23 protein-coding genes are annotated in these 25,131 nt (G+C 65.1%); 8 read left to right on the top strand and 15 right to left on the bottom strand.

Annotated elements, in window-relative coordinates; genetic code table 11:
• Positions 1–130: 130 nt before the first annotated feature.
• Positions 131–613: a hypothetical protein gene (locus tag BIU82_RS17205; RefSeq protein WP_139146671.1), complete on the top strand. Its 483-nt coding sequence runs from the start codon at positions 131–133 to the stop codon at positions 611–613.
• Positions 614–1,020: 407 nt separating this feature from the next.
• Here the strand turns inward: BIU82_RS17205 and BIU82_RS17200 are convergent, their stop codons facing one another.
• Together BIU82_RS17200 and BIU82_RS17195 are read right to left on the bottom strand one after the other, a co-directional pair.
• Positions 1,021–4,053, bottom strand: coding sequence for a hypothetical protein (locus BIU82_RS17200; RefSeq protein WP_070350679.1), 3,033 nt, complete (start codon positions 4,051–4,053; stop codon positions 1,021–1,023).
• 115 nt (positions 4,054–4,168) lie between these two features.
• The gene (locus BIU82_RS17195) at positions 4,169–5,176 is read right to left on the bottom strand and encodes an Abi family protein (protein ID WP_070350678.1); all 1,008 of its coding nucleotides are present in this window, start codon (positions 5,174–5,176) and stop codon (positions 4,169–4,171) included.
• A gap of 357 nt (positions 5,177–5,533) precedes the next feature.
• On the opposite strand from BIU82_RS17195, the gene BIU82_RS17190 reads away from it, so the two are divergent.
• From BIU82_RS17190 to BIU82_RS17180, 3 genes are all read left to right on the top strand, one after another.
• Positions 5,534–6,487 (top strand): D-2-hydroxyacid dehydrogenase family protein, encoded by a 954-nt coding sequence (locus BIU82_RS17190; protein ID WP_070350677.1) that lies wholly within the window; start codon positions 5,534–5,536, stop codon positions 6,485–6,487.
• A 1-nt stretch (position 6,488) separates the two neighbouring features.
• Positions 6,489–6,932 (top strand): GNAT family N-acetyltransferase, encoded by a 444-nt coding sequence (locus tag BIU82_RS17185; RefSeq protein WP_070350676.1) that lies wholly within the window; start codon positions 6,489–6,491, stop codon positions 6,930–6,932.
• 93 nt (positions 6,933–7,025) lie between these two features.
• A complete protein-coding gene (locus tag BIU82_RS17180; RefSeq protein ID WP_070350675.1) occupies positions 7,026–8,633 on the top strand; it encodes a sigma-70 family RNA polymerase sigma factor in 1,608 nt (535 codons plus the stop codon).
• Between the two features lie 269 nt (positions 8,634–8,902).
• On the opposite strand, the gene BIU82_RS19970 is transcribed toward BIU82_RS17180, so the two are convergent.
• Both BIU82_RS19970 and BIU82_RS17175 read right to left on the bottom strand, forming a co-directional pair.
• The gene (locus tag BIU82_RS19970) at positions 8,903–9,058 is read right to left on the bottom strand and encodes a hypothetical protein (RefSeq protein WP_171906574.1); all 156 of its coding nucleotides are present in this window, start codon (positions 9,056–9,058) and stop codon (positions 8,903–8,905) included.
• Between the two features lie 6 nt (positions 9,059–9,064).
• Positions 9,065–10,135 (bottom strand): glycosyltransferase family 2 protein, encoded by a 1,071-nt coding sequence (locus BIU82_RS17175; RefSeq protein ID WP_290439156.1) that lies wholly within the window; start codon positions 10,133–10,135, stop codon positions 9,065–9,067.
• Between the two features lie 411 nt (positions 10,136–10,546).
• Here BIU82_RS17175 and BIU82_RS19965 point away from each other — a divergent pair, with 411 nt between their 5' ends.
• Positions 10,547–10,702 carry a hypothetical protein gene (locus BIU82_RS19965; RefSeq protein WP_171906573.1) on the top strand — a complete coding sequence of 52 codons (156 nt, stop codon included), beginning with the start codon at positions 10,547–10,549 and terminating at the stop codon, positions 10,700–10,702.
• Positions 10,703–10,888: 186 nt separating this feature from the next.
• Here BIU82_RS19965 and BIU82_RS17170 read toward each other — a convergent pair whose 3' ends face one another.
• From BIU82_RS17170 to BIU82_RS17140, 7 genes are read right to left on the bottom strand one after another with little or no spacing between them, the layout of a single operon-like run.
• On the bottom strand, positions 10,889–12,277 hold the full coding sequence (locus BIU82_RS17170) for an NtaA/DmoA family FMN-dependent monooxygenase (protein ID WP_070350673.1): 1,389 nt from the start codon (positions 12,275–12,277) through the stop codon (positions 10,889–10,891).
• Positions 12,274–13,452, bottom strand: a complete 1,179-nt coding sequence (locus BIU82_RS17165) for an LLM class flavin-dependent oxidoreductase (RefSeq protein ID WP_070350672.1) — start codon at positions 13,450–13,452, stop codon at positions 12,274–12,276. The genes BIU82_RS17170 and BIU82_RS17165 overlap by 4 nt, the downstream gene beginning before the upstream one ends.
• On the bottom strand, positions 13,449–14,294 hold the full coding sequence (locus BIU82_RS17160; RefSeq protein WP_070350671.1) for a DUF1684 domain-containing protein: 846 nt from the start codon (positions 14,292–14,294) through the stop codon (positions 13,449–13,451). Before BIU82_RS17160 ends, BIU82_RS17165 begins: the two co-directional genes overlap by 4 nt.
• Positions 14,278–15,438, bottom strand: a complete 1,161-nt coding sequence (locus tag BIU82_RS17155) for an LLM class flavin-dependent oxidoreductase (protein WP_070350670.1) — start codon at positions 15,436–15,438, stop codon at positions 14,278–14,280. The genes BIU82_RS17160 and BIU82_RS17155 overlap by 17 nt, the downstream gene beginning before the upstream one ends.
• Positions 15,435–16,433 carry an ABC transporter substrate-binding protein gene (locus tag BIU82_RS17150; protein WP_070350669.1) on the bottom strand — a complete coding sequence of 333 codons (999 nt, stop codon included), beginning with the start codon at positions 16,431–16,433 and terminating at the stop codon, positions 15,435–15,437. Before BIU82_RS17150 ends, BIU82_RS17155 begins: the two co-directional genes overlap by 4 nt.
• Before the next feature lie 11 nt (positions 16,434–16,444).
• Complete coding sequence (locus BIU82_RS17145; RefSeq protein WP_070350668.1) at positions 16,445–17,227, bottom strand: amino acid ABC transporter ATP-binding protein; 783 nt, start codon at positions 17,225–17,227, stop codon at positions 16,445–16,447.
• Positions 17,224–18,291, bottom strand: a complete 1,068-nt coding sequence (locus BIU82_RS17140) for an ABC transporter permease subunit (protein ID WP_253182831.1) — start codon at positions 18,289–18,291, stop codon at positions 17,224–17,226. The genes BIU82_RS17145 and BIU82_RS17140 overlap by 4 nt, the downstream gene beginning before the upstream one ends.
• Before the next feature lie 309 nt (positions 18,292–18,600).
• On the opposite strand from BIU82_RS17140, the gene BIU82_RS17135 reads away from it, so the two are divergent.
• Both BIU82_RS17135 and BIU82_RS19765 read left to right on the top strand, forming a co-directional pair.
• Positions 18,601–20,538, top strand: a complete 1,938-nt coding sequence (locus tag BIU82_RS17135) for an FAD/NAD(P)-binding domain-containing protein (protein ID WP_070350667.1) — start codon at positions 18,601–18,603, stop codon at positions 20,536–20,538.
• 24 nt (positions 20,539–20,562) lie between these two features.
• Positions 20,563–21,069, top strand: coding sequence for a GNAT family N-acetyltransferase (locus BIU82_RS19765; protein WP_070350666.1), 507 nt, complete (start codon positions 20,563–20,565; stop codon positions 21,067–21,069).
• A gap of 18 nt (positions 21,070–21,087) precedes the next feature.
• Here BIU82_RS19765 and BIU82_RS17125 read toward each other — a convergent pair whose 3' ends face one another.
• Positions 21,088–21,690: a GNAT family protein gene (locus BIU82_RS17125; RefSeq protein WP_083292405.1), complete on the bottom strand. Its 603-nt coding sequence runs from the start codon at positions 21,688–21,690 to the stop codon at positions 21,088–21,090.
• Positions 21,691–21,845: 155 nt separating this feature from the next.
• Between BIU82_RS17125 and BIU82_RS17120 the strand changes: the two genes are divergently transcribed.
• The gene (locus BIU82_RS17120; protein ID WP_070350665.1) at positions 21,846–22,460 is read left to right on the top strand and encodes a dihydrofolate reductase family protein; all 615 of its coding nucleotides are present in this window, start codon (positions 21,846–21,848) and stop codon (positions 22,458–22,460) included.
• Between the two features lie 14 nt (positions 22,461–22,474).
• Here BIU82_RS17120 and BIU82_RS17115 read toward each other — a convergent pair whose 3' ends face one another.
• From BIU82_RS17115 to BIU82_RS17105, 3 genes are all read right to left on the bottom strand, one after another.
• The gene (locus tag BIU82_RS17115; protein ID WP_070350664.1) at positions 22,475–22,939 is read right to left on the bottom strand and encodes a hypothetical protein; all 465 of its coding nucleotides are present in this window, start codon (positions 22,937–22,939) and stop codon (positions 22,475–22,477) included.
• An 87-nt stretch (positions 22,940–23,026) separates the two neighbouring features.
• Positions 23,027–23,650, bottom strand: coding sequence for a DinB family protein (locus tag BIU82_RS17110; RefSeq protein WP_070350663.1), 624 nt, complete (start codon positions 23,648–23,650; stop codon positions 23,027–23,029).
• 80 nt (positions 23,651–23,730) lie between these two features.
• On the bottom strand, positions 23,731–25,116 hold the full coding sequence (locus tag BIU82_RS17105) for an aspartate aminotransferase family protein (protein ID WP_070350662.1): 1,386 nt from the start codon (positions 25,114–25,116) through the stop codon (positions 23,731–23,733).
• Between the last annotated feature and the right edge of the window lie 15 nt (positions 25,117–25,131).

The raw sequence follows: 25,131 nt of genomic DNA, 5'->3' as shown, positions 1-25,131 counted from the left end.
CAAAGGAAGCCGAAATAAGATGAAGCGGCGGGAGCCTCTACCGAAAGCTTCACTAGAGACCCTTCACCGAGCTTTCGAGCTTGTGGGACAAAGGTTTGGCACGAACACTGCATGCGTCGAGGCGGCAGTAATGCTTCAGGGCATCGCCAAGCATCTTGGCTATGACCTCAAGCTGCGGCCTGTTTCAGTCGGAGTCAATGACACAGTTTCCGGCGGAAGCATCTGCATGGGTCGAAAAATTTGGGCAAGCCTGACGCCGGAACAACATGAAACGCTGCAGGGTAACGCTCTCAGCGACGATGACAATTTAGGGCACGTTGTGCTCACTCTCGATGAACCGGCACTCCTAATGGACCCCAATCTGAGGCAGGTCAACCCCCGGGGGATCAACGTTCCAAACTTGTTTGTTCCCATTGAGGATGCCGATCCGGACCCTGAAGACGGGCAATGGGTGGTCAACGGCAAGGGATTCGAAGTCCACTACATACTCGATGCCGGCGCCAACCCATTGCTGGAAAACATTGATGAGTACCGCGCCATAGAAGAAGGGGACTATCAGAGAATCGCGAAGGCCCTCCGGCACGGTCTGGCAGTGGAATTGGCCCCGGCGTAGCCACCACCGCATGCGTCATTCGTATCCACTCTCGTGAACATGATGCAGCCGGCGCACAAGGCCTCAAATTGAAGCTACATAAGAGGTCGTAGCGATGTCGGCTGTCGCTGTTTGCCAGTGGCTCTGCCTGGTCTTGCTCAGGACCGACCCGGGCGGGCGCCTCCAGTGTTGACTTCACTTCGTGGGACTGCGAGATACCGACTTTATAGAGTAGTTCGGGACGACGGCTCGCTCGGCACAATCCCGCCAAGACAGGAGGCACAGTTCCCGCTCTTGCTGGCAATCGGCTCCCCAAATGCCGTCGACTGCTTGGTGACGTGGACCGACTTCTTTGGAAACGATCATCCAATGCGTGCGACTATCCGCACCTAATGCCCACAGAGGAAGCGAACCCGGTTGTCGAACCGTTACTGAGGTGATAGGAGGTCGGAGTGGGGCACGTCCTCCATGAATCCGTATCTTCGATCCAGCAGCCGCCGTACCCCACTGATGTTCGGAGTGTCACGGTCTATGTGAAGTCCTAGACGTTTGGCGACGCTAAGGGTTGCGAGGTCAAAGGCATCACGCAGGCCTTCCTTTGAGAAATGGTGGAGGGGAATGTTTGGAGTGTCGGACGTTTCGCGTCTGTGAAGAAAATCCGGAGTGACCTTTCGCAGCATCTCCGGGGACGAACTGTCCCGGCCGAGCTCGCACCGAATGCGATAGTTTGTCGCCACATTAAATATGGCCAATAGCAGGTGCCAGTCCAGCCAGCCCTCTTCTCGAAGTTCGGAAAGAATCCTGTGGCACGTCTTGTTGCGCAATATCCGGGCCAGGGTGAAGCTCACGAGAGTAGAAACCTCATAGCGTTCTTCAATCATTTTCCGCCATTCGGTCTCCGAGAAACCAGGACCGTACGATGATGGTTGTTCCAAAGCGCGGCTTGTCGAAGTAACGCAATCCCCGCTACCGATAATATGGTTGCCGACCATAGCCGCTTGGCTGTAGTGGCTATCGTCGAGCAGTCCGGATGTTTCGTCGTAAGGCCGGCCGAACGAGATTTGGTTGAGGAAACCTCTGGCGAAGGCGTCATCGAGCATGTCCATGATTTGTTCTTGCGACAGGGCGCTCAGGCGTATGAGAAGCACGCCTACTGCACCTAAGATTTCATGTTCTAGCGCGTCAGCATCTGCATGGTCCGTGTAAGGCAGGAGGGTCACGAGTGCCTTGAGCTGGTGGTTGTCAGGTTTGAACTCCACTCGTTCCTCATACTCGGAACCTGCCAGTCGGACTTCTACCGAGACGTTTTCATCCAGGAGAACCGGATCCTCTGTTGCAAGTTCGCACAGAAGAATCTGGGCAGCCGCTGCAAACCTTTCAGCGGCAAGTACCGTTGCTCTGTCATTTGGGCAGCTTATGTTCCAGTGTGTGCCAAGCGCCGAGAAGCTCAATGAACGCGTCGGCCCGGTATCGCTGAACGGGCGAGCCCCAAGCTGTTCCACGGAAACTCTCGCAAGACTCGCCTCGTCGTATGCAAAGGAACCCTCAACCTGGTCAACTAACTGCCAGATCATCTTGTCGTAGTCCGTTTGCGACAGAATGTCCGTGAGTATTCCAACCAGCTCCGGCCTGAACTTTCTAGCGGTCATGCAGATCATACTCTGGTGAAAGTCCATCCCGGCTAGATCCGGGTGTTGCTCACGATCAAAGGCATCCTCTGCGTATATACCATGTGCTTGTATTGCCACTTGGCTCAAAGCGGTGGCGTCCAACCACGCGCCTGCCGCGTAGCAATGATGAAACGCCTGAATAAGGCTGTCGCCGACCAAATCGATCACGTCTGAATCTGAAGAAGAAACTGCGATGGACGCGGCATTTAAGGCGTACTTCTTGGCGGCGTGAGGGAGCTTCAGATCGGAATACACACTTGCGATCGTGAGCATGGCCAGAACTGAACCTCGCATTGTGTCGCCGTGGAACCAGTTGATTTTAGCTTTGTGAAACTCCCGCAGAGCCAGGAGAGGCTTCTCGGACTTGATAAAGGTCAAGGCTCTGCTTCTGCAGCGCTCGGCGACTGCGTTGTCGCCTTCAACCGAGCAGATCGCTTTATCCAGCGCATTCCTGACCTTCTCGTATTGTTCGTGGGCTACGAGAACCGGGCTGTAAGCCTCAAAAAGGTCGCAGGTGGTCTGTACAGGAAAGGCGCGTGCGATAGGCAGGAGCTCAGCAAGGTCTCCAAGTGTGGTCATCAGCGGATCCAGCCGGATGTTCACTGCTTCAGCCGATCCCGCTTTGCCAAGGATCTCCTGCAGGGTCATGTCCTCCGTACCCACGATCATGGCAGGGGCATTTGGATTTCGCACCATACCGGTGACGTCAGGGTGGAACAGGATATGCGCGCGAGCCGCAAGAAGATGCGCCGTGGCGTTGGGGTAAACATCAGGATCGGTTTCCGCTATCAGCGCATCGACACGGTCCAAAATTCGCCGAAGTTGGGTCATTAGGTGGTCTGAAGTGGTCGAGGAGATTCCACGGGCCCACGCGCCTTGCCAATATGAGATGAGGACGCTGGCGTCAGTCAGGTCACTTGATGCGGAACTCTCGGCCGCGTAGTCAATGAACTCATCGATATACACTTCCACGTTCGCAAGGGTTTCCATCCCGCGTAGAGTCGCAACAACGATTTCGTATCGAGCTTTCATCTGTACCTCCTCGGAAACGGTGCTTTCCGGGTCCGAACTGATGAAAGAGCGCGTGCATTGAAGCCACTCAGCCAAGTCGTTCTGTGCTTCGGGGCTTTGTACTGCGTGGCGGAGCCCGGCCCTGACAACAGCAAAATCGCCAGCCGTGGTAAGGGCTCCGTCGGAGGTCCTGACCCGGCGGAGCAGGTCCTGGTACCACTGGGGAACGTCCGGGTCATTCGTCGGCACGAGGTTCGAGGGCAAATCGAGCATCTTCTCGGCGACCCACACCAGATCAGGCTCGGCCAGAAGTGTCGCTATTGCCATCGCATCAAAAATCTCAAGATCGAGGCCATGCTGTTGGCGCGCATACTGTTGAAGGTCGTGCCGGATGCTCACGGGCAGGTTCTGTGCCATAAAGTAGGCGACCCTGGCGACGGGCTGGCCTTGGGATGTGATCTTTTCAAGATCACCTTTGATCTTAGTGTTCAGGTCAGTGCGCTGAATCGTGCAGGCAAGGACGAGAGGTTCTTTCGTGGCCCGGCCGACGAATCCACCTGCTCTGGGAAGCTCTTCGGGAAGAGCGGAGAAGAATGTTTCTCCATCCCGCCCTTGGTCCCCACCGCTGCTCACTGGTCCAGTGGCCGGGAGCACGTTACTGCTGATCCTACGTTGAGCAATGCGGAAGCAAATGTTCTCGAACTCGTGGTGTCGATTTTGCGCGCCGAGCTGATCCAACTGGAAGCGAATGAACGCCTCGGTTTCCACACGGGTGACCATTCATCCATCCTTTTCTACCGAATACCTAGGATATGGGTTCTCACGTTCAACAACTTGAGGGCAGCTATTCGGGGAGTCATCCCAGGCCGGCAGCTCATCCTCACAGGCAGGGTTCCTATTGAAAGTAGGGCTGCCAAAATTCATCTGCACGCCATTCCTTTGGGAAGCCCATGGGGTTCAAAGGGACAGCGCTGAATTCTCCAAGAAGGTCGTTCAAGCGATTGGCCCACTGAGAACCGGGGCTGATCGCGCCCAACACGGTTTGGAGCGCGACAATTACGGGGAATACGCGCGACCGGCGGTAGCTTCCTTTGCCGCGGAAGGTTTCAGTATCCGCCAACCACGCAACTCCCGGCGAGCGCGGGATCCTCGGTGCCACGCCGAATTGCCGGTTCCACACCCGGCCATGGTGCGCGCAGAGGTTGCGTGTGTATTGGAAGGTGCCGAGCCAGGAGCTTAGGAGCTCGTCCGTGATTCCGAGCTCTCGGGCGACTTCTTTCCGATCTTCGCGGTCAGCGAGGTTCCTATACAAGTACATGAGATCACCGAAGGACAGCATTTCGATCATCATCCATGACGGGGGCAGGGACGGCTCATCGTACGCCGAAAGGTAGTGCCGCAAGAATGACTGCTTTCTTGCGTCCTCGGTTGCCCGTTCGAGATTCTTAGGCGGTCGCACCTGCAGCCGTCTGAGGTCTTGATCCAAACGGTGCTGCTCATCGTCTCTGGCTTTCGTCAGATCCTGCAGGAGGCGGTCATGATCGCCTTGGCGTTGAAAATGCGACGAGTCCAGATACCAAAAGGGGTCTGCGCTCTTCAGGGACATGTGGTTTGACAGGGTGGCCCGCAGGGCAACTTCGAAACGTTCAAGGGCGTCCATAACCAACAACCGCAATCGTCGGTCGAAGATGTAAAGTCGCAGAACGCCGTCAAAGTCGGCGCCGCTGCGAAAGCGATGGGTTCCTCCCGGGAGCTGGTGCGGAATCATGTAGGGCGACAGGCGGTAGTAGCCGATCCGGGCCAGATACCGCAGGGCCTTTTCGTCATCGTCTATACGCAGGCCGCGCGATCGCAACTGCTCTAGTTGCTGGGCCAGGCTCAACGCAGGCTTTTCATAGCGCATGCGGCTCCCCTCACAATGTCCGGGGAATGAAAGATCCCCCAATTTGCGCAGTACCTGTGAAGGCCCGAGGCGTGGGGGATATGTTGTTCCCAACCTTATGGGGCTCGACCAGATAATACAACCCGGTGTGGCACCAATAACACCAAGGAGGGGATGTAGCCCGCGGGCACCTGAACAGCGCGGCCGCGCGGCTATGGCGTCATTGCTCGAAACCAAACCGCAGGTGCCGTGGTCTTTGATGCCCGTCGCCGCGGATCACGCTCTGTCCCCGCAGGCCATTGGACCCACACACGTGTTGAGCCTCCAACCCAACCCCGCACTATCGTGGACTCCAACGCCCCAAGCAGAAGGAGCCCCATGCGCCAGCGCCTCGCAATCCTCGATGACTACCAGGGTGTCGCCTACGACTACGCGTCGTGGGACCAGCTCGCCGCGGACGGTATCGACGTCACCGTCTTCAGCGAGCCCTTCGCGGACGAAGAGGACCTGGTCCAGGCGCTGCGCGAGTTCAGCGCCATCGTCGCCATGCGAGAGCGCACACCGTTCCCGGCCTCCACCATTCACCAGCTGCCGAAGCTGAAACTGCTGGTCACCACGGGAATGGCCAACCCGTCCATCGACATCGACGCCGCCAAGGAGCAAGGAATCACCGTCTGCGGCACCGGCGGCTCCGCCACCGCAGCACCGGAATTGACCTGGGCACTGCTCCTGGCCGCCGCGCGGAACCTGCAGTTCGAAGGCAACGCCATGCGCGCCGGCCGCCTGCAAAGCACCGTCGGCTTCGAACTCGCCGGCAAGACCCTCGGCATCCTCGGCCTCGGCAAAATCGGCAGCAAAGTGGCCGGCTACGCGCAGGCCTTCGGCATGGACGTCATCGCTTGGAGCCCCAACCTGCGCGAGGAAACCGCAGCTGCGGCGGGCGTCCGCAAGGTGAGCAAGGACGCCCTCTTCCGGGAGGCCGACGTCGTAAGCGTCCACGTGCGGCTCTCCGACCGCTCACGCGGGGTGGTCGGAGAGGAGGAACTCCGGCTGCTCGGCCCGAACGGCCTCCTTGTGAACACGGCCCGCGGACCGCTCGTGGACGGGGACGCGCTGCTGCGCGGGCTGAACGAAGGCTGGCTGGGCGGCGCGGCGCTGGACGTGTACGACGTCGAGCCCCTCCCCGCGGACCATCCCCTCCTCGACGCGCCGCGCACCGTGCTGACCCCGCACCTCGGCTACGTCACCGCCGAAAGCTACACCCGCTACTACGGCGAGGCCTTCGAGGACGTCCGCGCCTGGGCGCAGGGCAATCCGGTGCGGGTGCTGTAGCGTGCCAAGCTTCCGCCCCGCACGCCACGACGACGCCGGCTGGATCGCCGAGCTGCGCGCCGTCGTCATGCGGCCGGACCTCGAACGGCTTGGCCGCTGGGACCCCGTGCGGGTCCGGGAGCGTTTCCTCAACGGCTTCCGGCCCGAACACAGCTTGGTGATCGTGGTGGATGGACGCGACGCCGGACTCATCGCCGCGCGTCCGGAACCGGACGCCGTCTGGATCGAGCACTTCTACCTCGCCCCTGAATTCCAAGGCAGGGGAATCGGCGCGGCCGCACTCAGGCACGTCATGTCCGCGCCGCAGGACGGGGCGCAAAAGGATCGCCCGTTCCGCCTCAACGTGCTGCAAGGCAGCGCCGCCCGCCGGCTCTACGAACGCCACGGCTTCGTGCTGGAAAGCGAAGACCCCGTGGACGTGTTCATGGTGGCGCCGCCGCGCTGATCAGTGGCTCGTCCAAAGAGACGCCCCTCCAAAGAATGGAAAAATTCACCACATTATTGCGACACGATCCTGTGCAAGCGTGCACGTATCGGTATGGGGGCACACCAATCAGAACTCAGCCCGACCGTGGGGGACCCGCATCTGATCGCCGAGGTGCGGGCAGGCAATGTCGGCGCTTTTGACGATCTCTACCGCAGGCACAGGGGTATCGCCCTTGCAGTGGCAACGGCTCAGACGGACAACGCCAGCGACGCAGACGACGTTGTGGCCGAGGCCTTCGCCGCCGTCTTCAGCTCCCTGAAGGAGGGCAAAGGGCCAGACGAATTCTTCCGCGCCTACCTGCTGACAGTGGTGCGGCGGATGGCGCACCTGCGCAACAGGCAAGCGGCCTGCACCATACCCGGACACGACGGCGACCTCGACGCCGCGATCGACCAAACAGACCCGGTGGTCAGCGCCTTTGAATCCACCACCATGGCCAAAGCATTCAAAACCCTGCCCGAACGCTGGCAGGCAGTGCTCTGGTACATGGACGTTGAACAGATGAAGCCCGCAGCGGTGGCCGCCCTGATCGGGAGCAGCGCCAACGGCGCCTCATCGCTGCTGCTGCGAGCCCGTGAAGGCCTTCGCCAGGCGTACCTCCAGCACCACATCACGGTCTCTGACACCGACCCTTGCGCCGGGTACGCGAAACAACTGGGCAAATACGCCCGAAACAAACTCAGCCGCTCGGCCGCCGTGAAACTCGAAGCGCACCTGGCCGGCTGTGCGAAATGCACCGCCCTCCTTGCCGACCTCAGCGACATTCAAAGCAGCATGCGGGCAGCGATCCTCCCTCTGCTCACGGGCCTGGCCGTGGATACCGCGCAACGCTCGGGAGTCATTCCGCTTGCTTCGGCGCCAGCCACCGCAAGCAGCGTGCTCCCCTGGGCAGTGCCGATGTCCATAAAGGCCGCCGCCGCGGCACTCGTCCTGGGCAGCGCAGCCCTGACAGCCACGACTCTTCTTTCCACCGCAGGCGGGGTGCCGCCGTCGTCCGCTCCAACGGTCACGGCACCACTTCCGGAATCACTCTTCCAGACCCAGCCGCCAGGGAGCCCCCCGAACCGCCCCTCACCGACAGGCACTCCAGCCCCGGTCGACCCCGCCCCGCAGATCCCGCTGCCCCCGATTACGGTCCCGGATCCGCTGCCAACGCCGCAGGAGCAGAGCCCCCGCAACCCGCAGACGGCGGCGCCTGTCCTGCCGCGTCCAACGACGCCGAGCCACAGCCCGGAAAGCACTCCAATCCCGTCAACAAGCCCGACCCCTGAAACCACCAGTCCGCCCGTCACCCCGCCGGCAGAGGCCTTGGTAAGGGCGGACTTCACGATGATTGATGATCCTGTGGCGTCCCAAAAGGAGTTGCGCCCGGTCTTCCGCCTGCGGGATGGCTACAACCCACAGAGCGTGACGGTCTCCTTCGAGCTCTCCTCCGAGGTCCACTTCATCCCCGGAAAAGTACAGGCACCGGAGAACTGGGCCTGTACCGAGGACCCGGACGGGAGACGAATCAGCTGTACCTCCAGCACCATCCCGGCTCCTGAGATGGCCTTCACCCTGGGCATTTCCGGCCTTGAAACCGGCGAGCACGCCACCCTGTACTCCCTCTTCACCGGTGGCGGCCAGGATCACGTGCCGTTCCGGCACAGCTTCCCCTGAGCGGCGCGTTCCCCTGAGCACCACCGCGAGGTACGGACGGCCGGCCGCACCTCGGGGGTGGTGCGGCCGGCCGCCCGGCCCGCCGGTTCTCATCGGCAGGCCCGGCCACTGCCGCCGGGGGTTTGACAGTGACCAGCCCGGGCGTCGTCTTCTCCGTTTCCGGCAGGGACTACTCGCACTAGTCCGGCTGGAGTATCGGAGCATCGGGCTGCCGATAAGTAGCGTCATTCGCAGGATCGTGACGGCAAGGAACGGACTTTTATCGACAGTTATCGGCGCGCGGGCAGGATCCGCTTGACGGCCATACCCATGGCCATCAGGGCAAAAGCCGCCAGGCCAACCCAGAAGAGGTCCCCTGCCCCGGTCATGGCCAGGGTTCCCGATCCGACGCCGGCGGCTGCGGGAGCTGCAATGTTGTCGTACATGTTTTGTTACCAGACTTTCTTTTTGTGAAGGGCTGCATCGAGATAGGCCTTCGCGAATACCAGCTGCAGGAACACATCGAAAAGCAGTTCGTACATGGTGGCCGCGGCCACCATGTACCTCCAGCCCCGCAGCCGCACCGTCACGGCACGTTCGATCACGAAGACACCGGTCACGGCGAGCCAGAACGGATGGATCCGAAGTCCGGCACCCGTGGCCAGTGCAAACGCCACCGTCCCCAGATAGGCAAAGGTCACCACCACGCCGAGCAACGAAAGAAGCTGCCTGCCCCAATAGGGCCTGGTGACATCGCTCCAGCCGTATTGAAAACAGTTCTCCACCGCGCCGCGTTTCCACCGCAGCCGCTGGGACCACAGTTCGCGCCAGGACGGCATGACCTCGGTGACCAGGCCGCAGTCAACGGGGGAAAGGATCCGGTACCGCAGGCTCAACAAGGCAAACGACAGCTCGTTGTCTTCTGTCAGGACCGAGGTGTCATACACCCCTCCGCGGCCGTTGCCCGGCGGCAAGATCCCGGCAAGCCTTGCCTCGGACACCTCACGCAGCGTCCTCACCCTGAACAGTGCAGCGGTCCCGGTCACCACCAGGCACTTGCCGTTCAAGCGCTGGATATCACGGGCATAGCGGGCATACTCGTTACGTTGGAGATGCCCGACAAGGCCGCCTCCGGAACCACCGCGGAACACACCGCCCACCGCGCCCAGGCGCCGGTCCGCGGCCAAGTACCCGGCCGCGCGCTCAAGGAAATCCCGGTCCAGCTGGGAATCGGCATCCTGAACCAGGACCACGTCCTCCGGGGCAAGCTCCGGAAGGATTCTTTCCAATGCGAAATTCAGCGCGCCGGCCTTCTTGTCCGCATTGTTTGCCGTGACGAGGACTTCCACCCCGTACCGGCGGGCTATGTCCTCGGTACCGTCATCGCAATTGTCCGCGACAACAATGATCCGACGCGGCAACAGTGACTGGCACTGCAAGGAAAAAATCGTCTCGCCGATCCCTGCCGCCTCATTATGGGCCGGGATAAGGACCGTAACTTCCGCGCCGCCCGGACGCTGCACAGAAACCGCGCCCGATACCTCCGGGCGCAAAAGATGGGCACACACGCGACTGCCTCCTGTCCGCTGGCCATGACCATGTCGCCCATCAAGGTGGCCGCGCGGACAGAAAAGTGACGCAGGAAAACAGAATTAATCACTCGAAAAGATTTATTCGAAGGAGGGCGTCACGATGAGGGCTTTGACGCCACAAGTTGTAAATGGCCGTTTCCGGATCGCACGGGCCTGGACGCCGATCCGCCTCGGCCCCGGGCCTTCAAAAGAATGCGTGGACATTCGCGACACGATCCGGGCTCATTCCGCACCAATGCGCGAAGGCCATATTGCGGCCGTTACGGCACGATCACTTTCTGGTTTTTCCATGCTCAAACGCCAGCGAAGAGAAGGGATAGAAAGCTGAAGGAAACCGTCTACGTGGATTTCACCGACGAAGCCAACGAACTTGAGGAACCGGCCGACCCCACAAGGGCCGCATTGGTTCCGGGCTTGGACGGCAACAAGGAAACGGACAGCCTCTCCGCCGTAGAAGAATTCCGGAGGCACCGGCTGTCACTCTGGCCGGGAATCTGACTCAGCACGGCGAAGGCGCGGGCCGCCTTCGACCCGCGCCTTCGCTATCGCTATGCGCGCCCTACAGCCACTGCTCCCACACAGTCAGCTGCAGCCTCACCGCCTCCTCGCTCCAAACGGAATCGCCGACGTCGGACTCCTCCTTGGGCGCGCGGCTCACCGCAGCGCGGCGCACCCAGGCGCGGCTCACCGAACGCCCCCGGCCGGAACCAGCCCCGCCTCGAGGACCGGCACCGCCAGCCCAAGGTTCTCGCGGAGCGTGGATCCGGCGTATTCCGTGGGATACACGCCGCGTTCCTGCAACTCGGGGACCAGGTGGTTCACGATGTCGTCCAGGCCGCTCGGGATGATCCACGGCGAGATGTTGAAGCCATCCACGGCGCCAACGCGGGCGTATTCGGCCAGGGTGTCAGCCACCGAACTGTAGGACCCGGTGAACGTGGAGTCGATCCGTGCGGTCCGGGAACTCACGAACTGCCGGATGGACCAGCCCTTCTCCGCGGCCTCGGCACGCCACTGATCGGCGAGCTCACGGGCCTTGGCACCATGGAAGCCGCTACCCCGTGTCTCCGACGTCTCCTCCACCACTGGATCGATCTCCGGCAGGGGTCCGTCCGGATCGTAGGAGGACAGCTCGCGGCCCCAGAACTGCTCCAGGTACGCGATGGCCTGCTGCGGCCCGATCTGCAGGCTCCGCACCCACTCCTTCTTCTCGCGCGCTTCCTCATCCGTGGCGGAGAGGATGAACTCGCTGGCGGGGAAGATCTGCACCTCGTTGGCGCCGCGGCCGGCCGCCACGGTCCGGGCCACGATGTCCTCGCGGAACGTCACCGCGGCCTCGAACTTCGGATGGGCCGAGAAGATGACGTCCGCCTGGCGGGCCGCGAAGTCACGGCCTTCCGGGGAATCGCCGGCCTGGAACAGCACGGGCCGGTACTGGGCGCTGCGCGGCAGGCGCGGAGTCACGTCCACGGTGTAGTGCTGCCCTTCGTGGAGCACCCGCTCCCACGCAGCCCCCTCCCCCGACGCGCCGTTCCACGAATCCCAGATCCGCTTGGCCGTACGCACGAACGCCTCCGCGTGCACGTAGCGGTCCGCATGGTCCAGGTAGCCGCCGCGCCGGAAGTTGGCGCCGGTCCAGGCGTTGTCCGTGGTGACCACGTTCCACGCCGCACGCCCGCCGGAGAGCAGGTCCAGCGAGGCCAGCCGGTGCGCCAGATCCGCGGGATCGTTGTACGTGGTGTTCTGCGTGGCCACCAGCCCGATGTTCCGCGTCACCGAGGCCAGCGCCGCCAGCATGGTCTGTGCGTCCGGGCGGCCCGCCACATCCAAAGCATGTGGCCGTCCGAGGTGCTCGCGCAGGCGCAGCCCCTCGCCCAGGAAGAACGCCGCGAACAGGCCGCGTTCGGCGGTCTGGGCGATCCTGCGGAAGGACTCGAAATCGGTCTGCGAGCCGGATTCCGGGGCCTTCCAGATGGTCCCGGAATTCACGCCCTGGAAGAAGACGCCGAACTGGATCCTGCCCGACGGACGGAATGTAGCACGGTTGTGCTGAATTGAATCTTCCTGGCTCATGCCGGCTCCCCAATCGTTGCGTTGACAGACGCTGAAATGTAGCGGTTCTCCGGCCGTTCCAGGCCAAGCAGCCCGCGGAAACCGGCCCCCGCACCAGCCGGCCGCAGAGCGCCGCGGCGGCGCAGTTCCGGCAGCACCAACTGCCCCAGTTCCTCCAGCTCGACGTCCAGCACCGCCGGGTGCAGCCGCACGCCGTCGACGGCGGCCAGCAGCTCCGCGAGGAAGTCCGCCAGCTCCGCGGCGGTCCCCACGAAACGCGCCCGCCGGCCCTGCCACGGCTCCAGGGCGTCGAGCTCGGCGAGCCGCGCGGCGGCGGACTGACCGCGCGCGTCCAGGACGACGTCGAGCTCGGCAATCACCGCCGGGCCGGATCCATCCGGGCCGCCCCCAAATCCGGCCCGGATGTCGGCGGCTTCCGCGGCCAGGAGTTCCGGTGTCGGGGCCGAAACCAGCACGGCGTCCACGGCGTCCGGACGCAGTGGCCCGTCCACGGACAGCAATGACGCCGGCGCCAACACGGGCAACTGCCCCTGCAAGGGGCGCGGAATGATGGACGGCCCCTTCACCGAATACGCCTCGCCCGGAAAGTCCGGCGGGGTTTCAAAATCGGCATAGTGCAGCTTGTCCACGTCCAGGTACCGCCCGGTGGCGACGTCGCGGATCACGGCGCCGTCCTCCCAGGAATCCCAGAGCCGGCGGCCCACCTCCACGGACGCGGCGGCTTCGTGCGCCAGCGCCGCACCGGAGGCATGGGAACGCCCGACGGCGGCAGCCTCCTCCGCGGAATCGCTCGCCTTGACGAGCCAGCCGGCGCGGCCCTGCGAGACATAGTCGAGACTGGCCAGCTGGGTCGCGATGTGGAAGGGCTCGGTGTAGACGGTGTCGACCTCCGGAACCAGCGCAATGGAGGTGGTGATCGGCCCGGCAAACGCCGCGCGCTGCAGGGCGTTCAGGCGGCCGTCGGCACCTTCGGGCCGTGGCCCGTCCCTGAAGGTGGCCACGTGGAAGCCGGCGGATTCGGCGGCCAGGACGGTCGCACGGATGCGGTCGCCGGAGAGGGGCGCGCCGTTCAGCAGCCCGCCCGGCGCGCGCCGGGCCTGGCGAGCGGCAGCCGGGTGGGCGCCGTCGCCGTCGAGCTCAAGGGCGAGGAAGCCGGGAGTGGAGGTGCGGCTCACTGTGCCTGCCTTTCGTAGGGGATCTTTTCGCCTGCTTCGATGGCCACGGGCAGCCGGTTTTCGGCCGGCGGCAGCGGGCAGGTGGCCAGGTCCGTGTAGGCGCAGGGCAGGTTGACCGCGCGGTTGAAGTCGAGCAGCACGGACCCGTCCTCCCCAGGGGCGACGGTAAGGGAACGGTTGGCAGCGTAGGTGGTTTTCCCCGAGGTCTCATCGGTGAACAGCACCGAGAGCGTGCCCGGCGTGTGGCCGTTGAACGCGGTGAGGGACAGTTCCTGGCCGCCGAGGCTGAAGCGGATTTCACCCGGCGCTTCGTACACGTGCTGGATACCCTCGACCGCGGCACCCACCGTGGTGGTGCGCGGTTCCGCGAAGGGAACAAAGCGGCCCTTTACGGCGAAGGCTGCGTCCGGCTCGTATGCCGGAGTGCCGCGGTATTCGTTGACCAGCGGGTGCCGCGGATCCCGCGGGCGCACGATGTATTCGCCGCCGCGCTTGGCCAGTTCCACGACGATGTCCTCCGCTTGCAGGTTGATGCCCGCGCGTTCGGCGATGGGGCCGAAGCGGAGGGTCGTGCCGGCGTCCGAACCAAGCTCACGGCCGTCGCGGCGCAGGCTTTCGCCGGACTCAAGAGCCACGGTGACGACGTCGTTCTCCGCGCTCCAGGTTCCCGGGACGCCGTCGAGCTGCCGCGGGGTAGCGTCCAGCCAGTGCAGGTGGGTGACGGCCAGGAAGCCGTGCGGGTCCGCGCGGTGCCGCTCGTGCGCGGCGTGCCATTCGGCCCATTCGGCGGCGAACGCCGGGCTGGTGGCGGCGGCGGTCAAAGTGTCAGTGGGCGAGGGCATGGTTGCTCCTATGAAGGGTGTGGTCTCGTTCGACGGCGGCCGCCGCGTCGGGTTCAAGGGCGTCGGCGAAAGCCGGGCGCCGCCCGTACGGGTCCGCGGCTTCCCAGAGGGTGGTGGGTGCCGCGGCGCGCACGGCCGGGATGACGTCGGTGGCGAAGCGTTCCAGGATGTCCAGCTGCTGGGCGAACGGCAGCGTGGTGGGCAAGGAGATGGACTGCAGGTCGTGGCCGTAGAGCTCGTGGTAGCTGAGGATCTTGTCGATCACCTGCTCGGGGCTGCCCACCAGGGCGGGTCCCTCGGCAACGGCGTGGTCGATGTCCCGGAACGGCGAGTTGTTGCCGGGCACGTTCCGGCCTGCGGTCAGCGCTTCGTAGACCGGGCCAAACTGCCGCTTCGCCTCCTGCGTGGTGTCGGCCACGAACACTCCACCCGCGCCGCTGCCTGAGCCGAGGTACTGGTGCCGTGGATCGTGGCCGTGACGCTCGTATTCTTCCCGGTAGTGGTCGATGAGGACCTTGTAGTTCTCCCGGGGCTGGATGGCGTTGGCAGTGAACAGGGGATCGCCCCATTGCGCTGCCAGCGCGGCAGAGGTCAGCGTTGTAGCCGAGCCGTGCCAAATCCGGGGCGCTCCCGCGAAGGGACGCGGCGTGGTGGTGGTTTCCTCCGTCAGCGCGGGCCGGAAACGCCCGGACCACGTGACGTTTTCTTCGCGCCACAGCCTCCGCAGCAGGCCGTACTTCTCGGCGAGCAGCTCCCATTGGTCATCAAGGGACAGCCCGAACAAGGGGTACTGCAACACCTCGTTGCCCTTGCCGATCACCAGTTCCAGCCGGCCCCGGCTGAGCTGGTCGATCGTGGCGTAATCCTCGGCCACCCGCACAGGGTCCAGCACGGAGAGCACGGTGACGCCGCTTTGCAGCCGGATGCGCCTGGTGACGGCCGCGATCGCGGCAAGGACCGTCGTCGGGGAGGAGGAGATGAACTCGCCGGCATGCCGCTCCCCTACGGAGAAGCTGTCGTACCCGAGTGATTCGGCCGCGCGGGCGGTTTCCACCACCTGGTTGAGGCGCTCCGCCGTCGAGACGATCTGTCCCGTGAGCGGATTCTTCAGGTGCGGGATGATGTCCAGGACCTGGAACTTCATTTGGTGCCAGTCCCAAAGTTTGCCTCGGTGATGGTCTTCGATTCCGGCAGGGCTTCCTCGGACAGGCCCCAGCGCTCCAGCACCTTGGCGTAGGAGCCGTCCTTGATGGCCGAGTTCAGGGCGTCGGTGATGGCCGGGGCCAGTCCGTTGCCCTTCAACGTGGTGGCTGCGACCAAGGTTTCGGACGGCCAGCCGGCGTTGACCTTGCCCACCACCTTGAGGTCGTCGCGGGTGTTTTCCCGGTACGTTGCGGAGGGGTAGGGACCGATGTTCAGGTCTATGCGCCCCGAGGACAGGGCGAGGATGGTGTCCGCCTCGGAGGAGTAGTACTGCAGGGTGGCCGGCGCCTTGCCGCGCGCTTCCAGGTCCTTGTTCCAGGCCAAGAGGATCTTCTCCTGGTTGGTTCCCGAGCCCACGGAGACCTTCAGCCCGGAGATATCGTCCGCGCCCTTGATGGTGTAGTTCGAGGACTTCTTGGCTTCGAAGCCCATGAACGCCGCCCGGTAGCTGGAGAAGTCGAACAGCTTCACGCGGTCCTTGTTGATGCCCACATTGGAGAACACGGCCTCGATATCCCCGGACTGGGTCTTCAGCGGCCAGTTCTCCCAGGAGGTCACCTGGATGTCGAGCTCAAGCCCCAGCTTGTCCGCCACCAGTTGGGCGATGTCCAGCTCGCTGCCCACGGGCGTCTTGTCATCCGTGGCGTGGAAGGACAACGGGATGGTGCCGGCAGTCGTGGCCACCGTGAGCTTGCCGTCCTTGCCGATCAGCTGCGGCACCTTGGCCGCCGCGGCCGGATCCTTCTCCGCACGGATGCGGTTCTGCTCGGGCGAGGTGTTGTAGGTGACGCCGTTGCGGGCAGCACCCGATGAAGCGCCGGAGCCGCTGCTTGCGGAAGCGCCCGGATCCGAGCAGCCGGCCAGGACAGGCACGACGACGGCGGGCAGCACGGCGAGCGCCAGGAGTTTGGTTTTGGTGCGGTTGATGCGAAGCATGTGGCGGGTCCTCAGATGTTGAAAGCCGGTTCGATGACTTTGGAGAAGAAGCTGCGGGTGCGGGGTTCGCGCGGGCTGGTGAAGACCTCCTGCGGGCTGCCCTGTTCCACGATCTGGCCCTGGTCCATGAACACCACGGTGTCCGCGACGTCCCGGGCGAAGCCCATCTCGTGCGTGACGATGATCAGGGTGGTGCCGGAGGTGGCGAGTTCGCGGATGACGTCCAGCACTTCGTTGACCAGTTCGGGGTCCAGGGCGGAGGTGGGCTCGTCGAACAGCAGGATCTTCGGGTTCAGGGCAAGCGCCCGGGCGATGGCCACGCGTTGCTGCTGGCCGCCGGAGAGCTGCCGCGGGTAGGCATCGGCACGGTCCTTGAGCCCCACGCGGTCCAGGAGTTCCAGCGCCCGCGCCCGGGCTTCCTCCTTGGACCTGCCCTGCGCGACGACGGGTGCTTCCGCCACGTTTTCCAGTGCGGTGAGGTGCGGGAACAGGTTGAAATTCTGGAACACCATGCCGATGTGGGTGCGCTGCTTGAGGATGTCCTTTTCGCGCAGCTCGTGCAGCTTGTTGCCGCGGAGCTGGTAGCCCACCAGTTCGCCGTCGATGGTGATGTTGCCGCTGTCCACCTTTTCCAGATGGTTGATGGTGCGCAGCAGCGTGGACTTGCCGGAGCCGGAGGGGCCCAGGATCACGGCCACGCCGCCGGGCGGCACGGTGAGGGATACGCCTTTCAGGACTTCGGTGGTGCCGAAGCTCTTGCGGACATCGGTGATTTCAACGTGGCCCGTGCTCATCGGCTCTTCCTCTCGAGGACGGCGTGGGTGGCGAAGAAGCGGCGGACCTTCTGCAGCGGTGTCAGTGGCAGGTTCCGGACGGCGCCCTTTGAGTAGTGGCGTTCGATGTAGTACTGGAAGACGCTCAGCACCGAGGTGATCACTACGTACCAAAGGGTGGCCACGAGCAGCAGCGGCAGCACTTGCTGGGTGCGGTTGTAGATGACCTGCACGGTGTAGAACAGCTCCGAATAGGCCAGCACGTAGACGATCGAGGTGCCCTTCACCAGGCCGATGATCTCGTTGAACGCCGTGGGCAGGATGGCCCGCATAGCCTGCGGCAGGATGATCCGGGTGGAGCGCCGCCAGGCCGGGATGCCCAGCGCGGCCGCGGCCTCCAGCTGGCCCTGGTCCACGGACAGGATGCCGCCGCGGATGATCTCGGCCGAATACGCGGCCTGGTTCAGGGTCAGGCCCAGCACGGCGGCGGCGAACTGGCTGATGAGCGTGGTGGTCTGCACCTCGAAGAAGCGGACGTCCGTGAACGGGATGCCGAGGCTGATCTTCTCGTACAGGTAGCCCAGGTTGTACCAAAGCAGGAGCTGGACCAGCAGCGGGGTGGAGCGGAAGATCCAGGAGAACGTCCAGGACACTCCCACCAGCAGCGGCGACGCCGAAAGCCGCATCAGCGCCAGCACGAAGCCGAGAACAAAGCCCAGTGCTCCGGAAATCGCCGTGAGCTTGAGGGTTTCCACCAGCCCGTTCACCACCGACTGCGCGGTGAACCACTGCGCCACCACGCCCCACTCCCAGCGCGGGTTGGTGGCCAGGGACCACAGCACCGCGGCCACGCCGAGCGCCACCAGTACGGTGCCCACCCAGCGGCCCGGATGCTTGGCCGGGACCACCTTGTAGCCGGAATAGTCGACGGCGGGAGGTCCCGCCGTCGGGGTCTCTGCGGTGCTTTCCGGAGTGCTTTCCGGTGCTTGATTTTCCAGAGCGCCGGCGGACGCCGGCCTGCCTGTTGACGGTGCGGACTGCGCCGCTGCGCCCGCTACAGAAACCGGAGTTGCTGTAGAACTCATGCGCCACCTCGCTTCGGGTTGGTCTGGCTGGGGAATGGCTGCCAATCTAGGGGCGCCCCGGAAACGCCTGCAAGGCGGTTTTTTGCACTTCTTCACGGGACTTCCCGCCGCTTCACGGCCTGTCACAAAGCGCCATACGGACGTGCTCTGTTGCGCTCTTTGACGTGCCGCAGGGGCCCTCTTTTGACGCACCGTGACGTGCGGTGAACGGCCGTGACCCGCCCCTCGACGGCTCCCGCAGCTGCTCCCTAGGCTCGGGTCATTCCAGCCCGACCGGGCCCGTTTTTCCGTCCGTTTTCAGGAGTTTCCATGCCCGCAGATACCCCCGCGATCGTCTTCATCGGCGGCGGTCCGCGCACCGCGGGCGTCCTGGAGCGGCTCGCGGCCAACCGGCCGGCGCTCTTCGACGGACCGCTGGACATCCATGTGGTGGAGCCGCACGAGCCCGGCTCCGGGAGGATCTGGCGCTATGACCAGGGCCCCGGGCTGCTGCTCAACTCGATGGCTGCGGACATCACGATGTTCACCGACGGTTCCGTGGACTGCGAAGGTCCCGCCGAGGACGGCCCGGGCCTCACGGGCTGGGCCGCCGGAGTGCTGGACGGCTCCATCCGCGACGTGCCTCCGCTGGAGCCGCACCTCTTGGAGCAGCTCCGCGCTCTGGGACCGGCCACTTTCCCCACCCGGCAATTGCAGGGCAAGTACCTGGAGTGGTTCTTCCGCCGGGCCGTCGCGGCCCTCCGCACCACCGACGGCGCGCCGGGCGCCACGGTGACGGTCCACCGGGACACGGCCACCGGCGTCGAGCCCGTTGAGAAGGATCCCGACGGCGGAACCCGCCACCGCGTGCACCTCGCCTCCGGGGCGGTGCTGGAGGCAGAGCTGGTGGTGTACTCGTTGGGGCATACCGATTCGCGGCCGGACGCCGAGACCGCGCGGCTGGCGGACTTCGCGGCCCGGCACGGCGCCTTCCATGCCGCGCCGTCCTACACCACCGACGTCGACTACTCAGCCATCGCCCCAGGCCAGGACGTGATTGTTGCCGGTATGGGTCTGGCATTCGTGGACCTGCTGGTGCTGCTGTTCGAGGGCCGCGGCGGCCGTTTCGAGGATCAGCCCGACGGCGGACTCCGCTATGTGCCGTCCGGCGCCGAACCGCGGATCTGGGCGGGTTCGCGGCGCGGGGTGCCGTACCACTCCAAGATTTCCTCCACCTTCCGCGGCGAAGCGACGGGGGCGCCGCGCTACTTCACGGCCGCCGACGTCGGCGCCCTGCTTGCGGAACACGATGAGCTGGACTTCCGGACGCAGCTCTGGCCGCTCATCGCGAAGGACGCCGGCCACGCCTACTACCGCGAACTCTTCGCCTACCCGGAGCGGGTCACGGGCAGCTGGGAGGAGTTCGAGGCCCGCTTCGAACTCCTGGACTGGTACAGCCCGGGCCGCGAAGAACTCGTTGCCCAAACCGTCCCGGACCCTGCGCTGCGGCTGGATCTCGAGGCCCTGGACCAGCCCTTCAGCGGCTGCGCCTTCGCGGACCATGCTGCGGTGCAGCGGGCCGTGGCCAACTACATCCGGCGGGACCTCGCCCTGCGGACCAGCCCGGACCATTCCGAAACCCTGGCCCTGTTCATGGCGCTGCTCAAGGTGTACATGGAGCTGGGCCGGCTGGTTCCGCAGGAGCGGCTGAACTCCCGCTCGCAGCAGGCGGTGCACGGTTGGTGGCACGGCTTCTTCAGCTACGTGGATTCCGGTCCGCCGCCGCACCGCCTGCGCGAAATCCTGGCCCTGCACGACGCCGGGCTGCTGCACTTCCTCGGCCCCGGCACCTGGGTGCGACCGGACGAGGCCACCGGCCGTTTCGTGGCCGGGTCCTTCCAGTCGCCCGTGCTGGTGGATGCCGCGGCGTACATCGAGGCGCGGCTGCCGTCGCCGTCGGTGGAGCGTTCGGCGAACCCGGCCCTGGCGGAGCTCCACGCGAGCGGCCACGGCACCGAACAGCGCCTGCTCACCGCGGACGGCCCGCACTCCACGGGGAAGCTGCTCGTCTCCGCTTCCTTTGAGGTATTGGCGCCCGACGGCGGCCCGCAGCCCGGCCTGTTCGCGGTGGGCCCGTGGACCTCGGGGTGGGGTGCCGGCGCCTTCGCCCGGCCCAACACGAACGCCGCCCCGTTCCGGGAGAATGATGCCTTGGCGCGCCGCATCCTCGCCGAACTCGCCGCCCGAGTCCCCGTTCCCGCCAGCTAGCCCAAGCCCGCACGAAAGGTAACCATGACCGCCACGCCCACCCGGCCGACGTCGGGCATCAAGGTCCTCAACCTGCCCATGCACGATCCCCGGGTCAAACCGCTCCTGGACGAACTCGCCATCGAATACTCCACGCGGTACGGGGACCTGTTCGGCAACGTCCAGGACGAGCTGCGGCGCTACCCGGCCGAAGAGTTCGCCCCGCCGCACGGCGCCCTGCTGATCCTGCAGGAGGACGGCGAATCGGTGGCCGGCGGGGCGTTCCGCCGCTACGACTCACACACCGCGGAGCTCAAGCGGATCTGGACGCATTCGGCGCACCGTCGCCGCGGACTGGCCCGGCTGGTCCTGGCCGAGTTGGAGGCCGAGGCCGTCCGCCGCGGCTACCGCCGGATCTACCTGACCACCGGCCCGCGCCAGCCCGAGGCGAAAAACCTCTACCTCGCCACCGGGTACGCGCCGCAGTTCGACCTCGACGCCGACCCCGAGGAGATCAAGCACCTCGCGTTCGTGAAGAAATTGGTCCAGTGAAGAAGCTGGGGTGAGCACTCAGCCCCGGCGGCGGATGGCGTAGATGTGGGTGTCGCACCAGCGGCCGTCTTCGTAGCGGTCCTCGCGGTGCGTGGCTTCAAGCTCCATGCCGAGGCGTTCGCAAAGCGCCATGGAGCGGGAGTTGTCCGTGTCCACGCTGGCGGTGATGCGGTGCGCCCCGATCCCGAAGCACAGCTCCAGCAACGCCGTGGCCGCTTCCCGGGCGAAGGCGCGGCCCTGGAAATCGGGGTGGATGACCCAGCCGACCGAAACGTGGGCGTTGGCGGCCTTGTTCAGGATGATCGTGAGGTCGCCGATCACCCGGTCCCCCGCACCGGACAGGCTCGGCTCGCCGGGCAGGCGGACAGCGAGCGCCACGGCGCCGCCGTCGTTGGCCAGGACGCGTTGCCCCGCGCGGAGCTGCGTGTGCGCCAGGCTCGCCGCGCGGTCCCGGACGGGCCAGGGAAGGTACGCGACGACGTCGGGCCGCTGCTGGTACGCGAAGACGTCCTCGGCGTCGCTGTCCCTGAGCGGATCGATCAGGAGCCGCCCCGTGCGGATCGGGGCCAGGGTTCCAAGGTCGAAGGGCAACTGCAGCTTTGGAGGATTGCCTGTGGGCACGTTGTTCTCCCGGGGTGGTCGGTGTCCCGTGGTTCGGGTGGCGGGATCACTCTACCCACCGTTCCACCGTTGTTTCGGAGGCGCTTCTGTGCCAGCCTCGAAGTGGTCCCGCCGGACCGGCGGAACCACCGCAAACTCTTGCGAAGGAGCACGGCATGGGACTCATCCACATCGACTTGTTCACCACGCTGGACGGCGTGGCGCAGGCTCCGGGCGGACCGGAGGAGGACACGGACAACGGCTTCGCGTTCGGCGGCTGGCAGGCGCCGCTCATCGACGATGTGGTCGGCGGGCAGATCGCCGGCGGCATGGAAGGCATGGACGCGCTGCTGCTGGGACGCAAAACCTACGACATCTTCGCCAACTACTGGCCAAAGCAGGACGGCTTCATCGCGGACTTGTTCAACCGCATCCCGAAGTACGTCGCCTCGCGCCAGGACCTGGAGCTGGAATGGGCCGGCTCCTCGCTGCTCGGCGCCGACGTGCCGGCCGCCGTACGGGAGCTGCGCGAACGGCACAACAACGTCCACGTGATCGGCAGCCTCGACTTCGTGCAGACGCTCCTCACGGAGAAACTCTTCGACCGGCTGAACCTGTGGGTGTACCCGATCCTGCTTGGGGAGGGAAAGAAAGTGTTCGACGGCGGCGCGGTACCGACGAACCTGAAGCTCATTGAGCCGGTGGTCGCCTCGCCGAACGGCGCCGTGATGCAGCGGTACGAGCTCCTGGAGGGGACACCGGCCACGGGCGACATGTCCGAAGTGGTTTAGGCGCCGGATGGTCCCTAAGTACCGCTCTGCCGGTGCGGGTCATCCGGCCGGCGGGCATCCTCCTGCCCGGGGTTTTCGGCCGTCGCGCGGTTCTCTGCGCCCGGCCGGTCGGCAGCTGTCGCATCGGTGTCGACCTCCGGATCAACGGCATCGGCGTGCTGCATCTGGTCCGCGGACTCCCGGTGGAGCTTGCTGGCATCGGCCTGTTGCTGTTCGGCCTCCTTGCGGAGCCGTTCGGCGTCAACCATGGCTTGCTCGGCTTCTGCTTTGGCCTTGGCTGCCTGGACTTCCGATTCGCGGGCACTCAGATCGGCTTCTTCGGCCTGCTTCCGCATTTCGGCAGCGCGCCTTTGGTCTTCGAGTCGCTGGGCGCGTTGGTGTTCTTCCCTGCGTTTGCGGGCGAGGAAGACCACCAATCCCACGACAACGAGCAGGGCGACTGCCCCGACGACAATCCAAAGAACTGTGGTTGTGTCCATCGAAACTTCCCTCTTCCTTCTTGGGCTGTATGGACAGTTTCAGTAAAGCCCAAGAGCACAAGGCAAACCAGAGGGTAGACAGCATGCTTACTTTCCGGGGTCCCGCACCGGGTCCTGCCGCGCCGGGCTCTCCTCCGCTGCCCTCACCCGCGCCGAATTCTCGATCCGCGCGCGGTGCAGCGCCCACTCCTCCGTGCTGCGCCCGCTGAGGTTGGGATCGTCCGGGCCCTTGCCCGCCGAGCCGTCGATCAGTTCGCGCAGGATATCCGCATGCCCCAGGTGCTGCGCCGTTTCGGAGAGCATGTGCACCAGGATCCTGTGCAAGGTGACGTTCCGTTTCTCCTCGGACCACCACGGCACCACTCCGGGTGCGTCAAGCGGCAACTCGTCGATGGTGGCGTCGCTGTGGGCGGCGGAGAAGTGGTGCAACTCCACCACGCTCTCAAGGCTCTCTTCGGCTGGAACCCAGAGGTCGGCGTCGGGCTCTGCACCGTCCGCCAGCCACGGGAGCTCGCGGCCGCTGGGCCTGCCAAACACCTCGCCGAAGTAGTCAAGCTGCACGCTGGCCACGTGCTTCACCAGGCCCAGCAGGTTGGTTCCGGTGGGCGTCATGGGCCGCCGGACGTCGTATTCGTTGAGCCCGTCCAGCTTTGCCAGCAGTTCCTTCCGCCGCTCGGCCAGATAGCGGTGCAGGGTGGCTTTCTCATTCATGGCGGCACCCTATCGCAGGCGAAGCGGCCCCGCGATAGGGCGCCAGCGCCGGAAGCGGCCCCGGAAGTAAAGCGCGGCCGCTAGGCCGCCACGGCCGCGTCGGCCACATCCAGCGCGCGGTCGATCACCGCGAGCGCCTCGCGGAGCAGTTCGTCCGGGATGTTCAACGGCGGTGCCACGTGGATGCGGTTGAAGTTGGCGAACGGCAGCACCCCGCCGGCCTTGATCTCCGCGATCACCGCGTTCATTTCGGGGCTGGACCCGCCGTAGGCCGCCAGCGGCTCGCGGGTTTCCCGATCCTTCACCAGTTCGATCGCCCAGAAGACGCCGGAGCCACGGACGTCCCCCACGCTCGGGTGCTTCTCCTTGAAAGCCTCCAGGGCCGGGCCGATGATTTCCTCGCCCAGGCGGCGGGCGTTCTCCACCAGCCGTTCCTCGCGCATGGTTTCAATGGTGGCGACGGCGGCGGCACAGGCCAGCGGGTGGCCGGAGTAGGTCAGGCCGCCCGGATAGACGCGCTGGCGGAAGGTGTCGAAGATGTCGTCGGACATGACCACGCCGCCCAGCGGAACGTAGCCGGAGTTCACGCCCTTGGCGAAGGTCACCAGGTCCGGGGTGACGCCCCAGCGGTCGAAGGCGAACCATTCGCCGGTGCGGCCGAATCCGGCCATGACCTCGTCCGCGATGTACATGATGCCGTGCTTGCGGGTCAGTTCGCGCACGCCTTGCAGGTAGCCGGCGGGCGGGGCGTAGATTCCGGCGGTGCCGGGCACGGATTCGAGGATCACGGCGGCCACGTTCGCGGCACCCTCCAGGACGATCATGTCCTCGAGGTGCTTGAGTGCGCGTTCGGTTTCCTCTGCCTCGGTGGTGGAGCCGAAGTAAGAGCGGTACAGGTAGGCGGGCAGGAAGTGGACCACGCCGGCGTCGCCCGCGTCGTTCGGAATGCGGCGCGGGTCGCCGGTGACGTTGATCGCCAGGTCCGTGCCGCCGTGGTAGCTGCGGTACGCGGAGAACACCTTGCGGCGGCCGGTGTGCAAGCGCGCCATGCGGATGGCGTGCTCGTTGGCGTCCGCGCCGCCGTTGGTGAAGAACACGTGGTTCAGGCCTTCCGGCGCCAGGCCGGCAATGAGCCGGGCGGCCTCGGAACGGGCGCCGTTGACGTGCTGCGGCGCGATGGTGCAGAGCTTGCCCGCCTGGGCATGGATCGCGGCGACCACGCGCGGGTGCTGGTGCCCGATGTTGGTGTTGACCAGCTGGCTGGACAGGTCGATGAAGCGCCGGCCCTCGCCGTCCCACACCTCGGAGCCGGCGGCCTTGAGGATGGTCATCGGGTTGAGGGTGTCCTGGGCGGACCAGGAGTGGAAGACGTGGGCCCGGTCCAGTTCGTGGGCCCGGCGGCCGGCTTCGATCTCTTCGGCGGTGGGCGGGATGGTTTCCACGCCGGGGAGCGTCTCGATGCTCATGGGTGACACCTTTTC

The sequence above is a fragment of the Arthrobacter sp. SW1 genome (assembly GCF_001766675.1).
Lineage (GTDB): Bacteria > Actinomycetota > Actinomycetes > Actinomycetales > Micrococcaceae > Arthrobacter.
The sequence above is the reverse complement of the archived record's forward strand: the minus strand, read 5'-3'. Positions and strand labels throughout refer to the sequence as shown.

Bases quoted from the DNA above. Each gene is read 5' to 3' on its own strand.
- BIU82_RS17205 (WP_139146671.1), top strand. From the start codon at position 131: ATGCTTCAGGGCATCGCCAAGCATCTTGGCTATGACCTCAAGCTGCGG.
- BIU82_RS17200 (WP_070350679.1), bottom strand. From the start codon at position 4,053: ATGGTCACCCGTGTGGAAACCGAGGCGTTCATTCGCTTCCAGTTGGAT.
- BIU82_RS17195 (WP_070350678.1), bottom strand. From the start codon at position 5,176: ATGCGCTATGAAAAGCCTGCGTTGAGCCTGGCCCAGCAACTAGAGCAG.
- BIU82_RS17190 (WP_070350677.1), top strand. From the start codon at position 5,534: ATGCGCCAGCGCCTCGCAATCCTCGATGACTACCAGGGTGTCGCCTAC.
- BIU82_RS17180 (WP_070350675.1), top strand. From the start codon at position 7,026: ATGGGGGCACACCAATCAGAACTCAGCCCGACCGTGGGGGACCCGCAT.
- BIU82_RS19970 (WP_171906574.1), bottom strand. From the start codon at position 9,058: ATGTACGACAACATTGCAGCTCCCGCAGCCGCCGGCGTCGGATCGGGA.
- BIU82_RS17170 (WP_070350673.1), bottom strand. From the start codon at position 12,277: ATGAGCCAGGAAGATTCAATTCAGCACAACCGTGCTACATTCCGTCCG.
- BIU82_RS17160 (WP_070350671.1), bottom strand. From the start codon at position 14,294: ATGCCCTCGCCCACTGACACTTTGACCGCCGCCGCCACCAGCCCGGCG.
- BIU82_RS17155 (WP_070350670.1), bottom strand. From the start codon at position 15,438: ATGAAGTTCCAGGTCCTGGACATCATCCCGCACCTGAAGAATCCGCTC.
- BIU82_RS17150 (WP_070350669.1), bottom strand. From the start codon at position 16,433: ATGCTTCGCATCAACCGCACCAAAACCAAACTCCTGGCGCTCGCCGTG.
- BIU82_RS17145 (WP_070350668.1), bottom strand. From the start codon at position 17,227: ATGAGCACGGGCCACGTTGAAATCACCGATGTCCGCAAGAGCTTCGGC.
- BIU82_RS17140 (WP_253182831.1), bottom strand. From the start codon at position 18,291: ATGAGTTCTACAGCAACTCCGGTTTCTGTAGCGGGCGCAGCGGCGCAG.
- BIU82_RS17135 (WP_070350667.1), top strand. From the start codon at position 18,601: ATGCCCGCAGATACCCCCGCGATCGTCTTCATCGGCGGCGGTCCGCGC.
- BIU82_RS19765 (WP_070350666.1), top strand. From the start codon at position 20,563: ATGACCGCCACGCCCACCCGGCCGACGTCGGGCATCAAGGTCCTCAAC.
- BIU82_RS17120 (WP_070350665.1), top strand. From the start codon at position 21,846: ATGGGACTCATCCACATCGACTTGTTCACCACGCTGGACGGCGTGGCG.
- BIU82_RS17115 (WP_070350664.1), bottom strand. From the start codon at position 22,939: ATGGACACAACCACAGTTCTTTGGATTGTCGTCGGGGCAGTCGCCCTG.
- BIU82_RS17110 (WP_070350663.1), bottom strand. From the start codon at position 23,650: ATGAATGAGAAAGCCACCCTGCACCGCTATCTGGCCGAGCGGCGGAAG.
- BIU82_RS17105 (WP_070350662.1), bottom strand. From the start codon at position 25,116: ATGAGCATCGAGACGCTCCCCGGCGTGGAAACCATCCCGCCCACCGCC.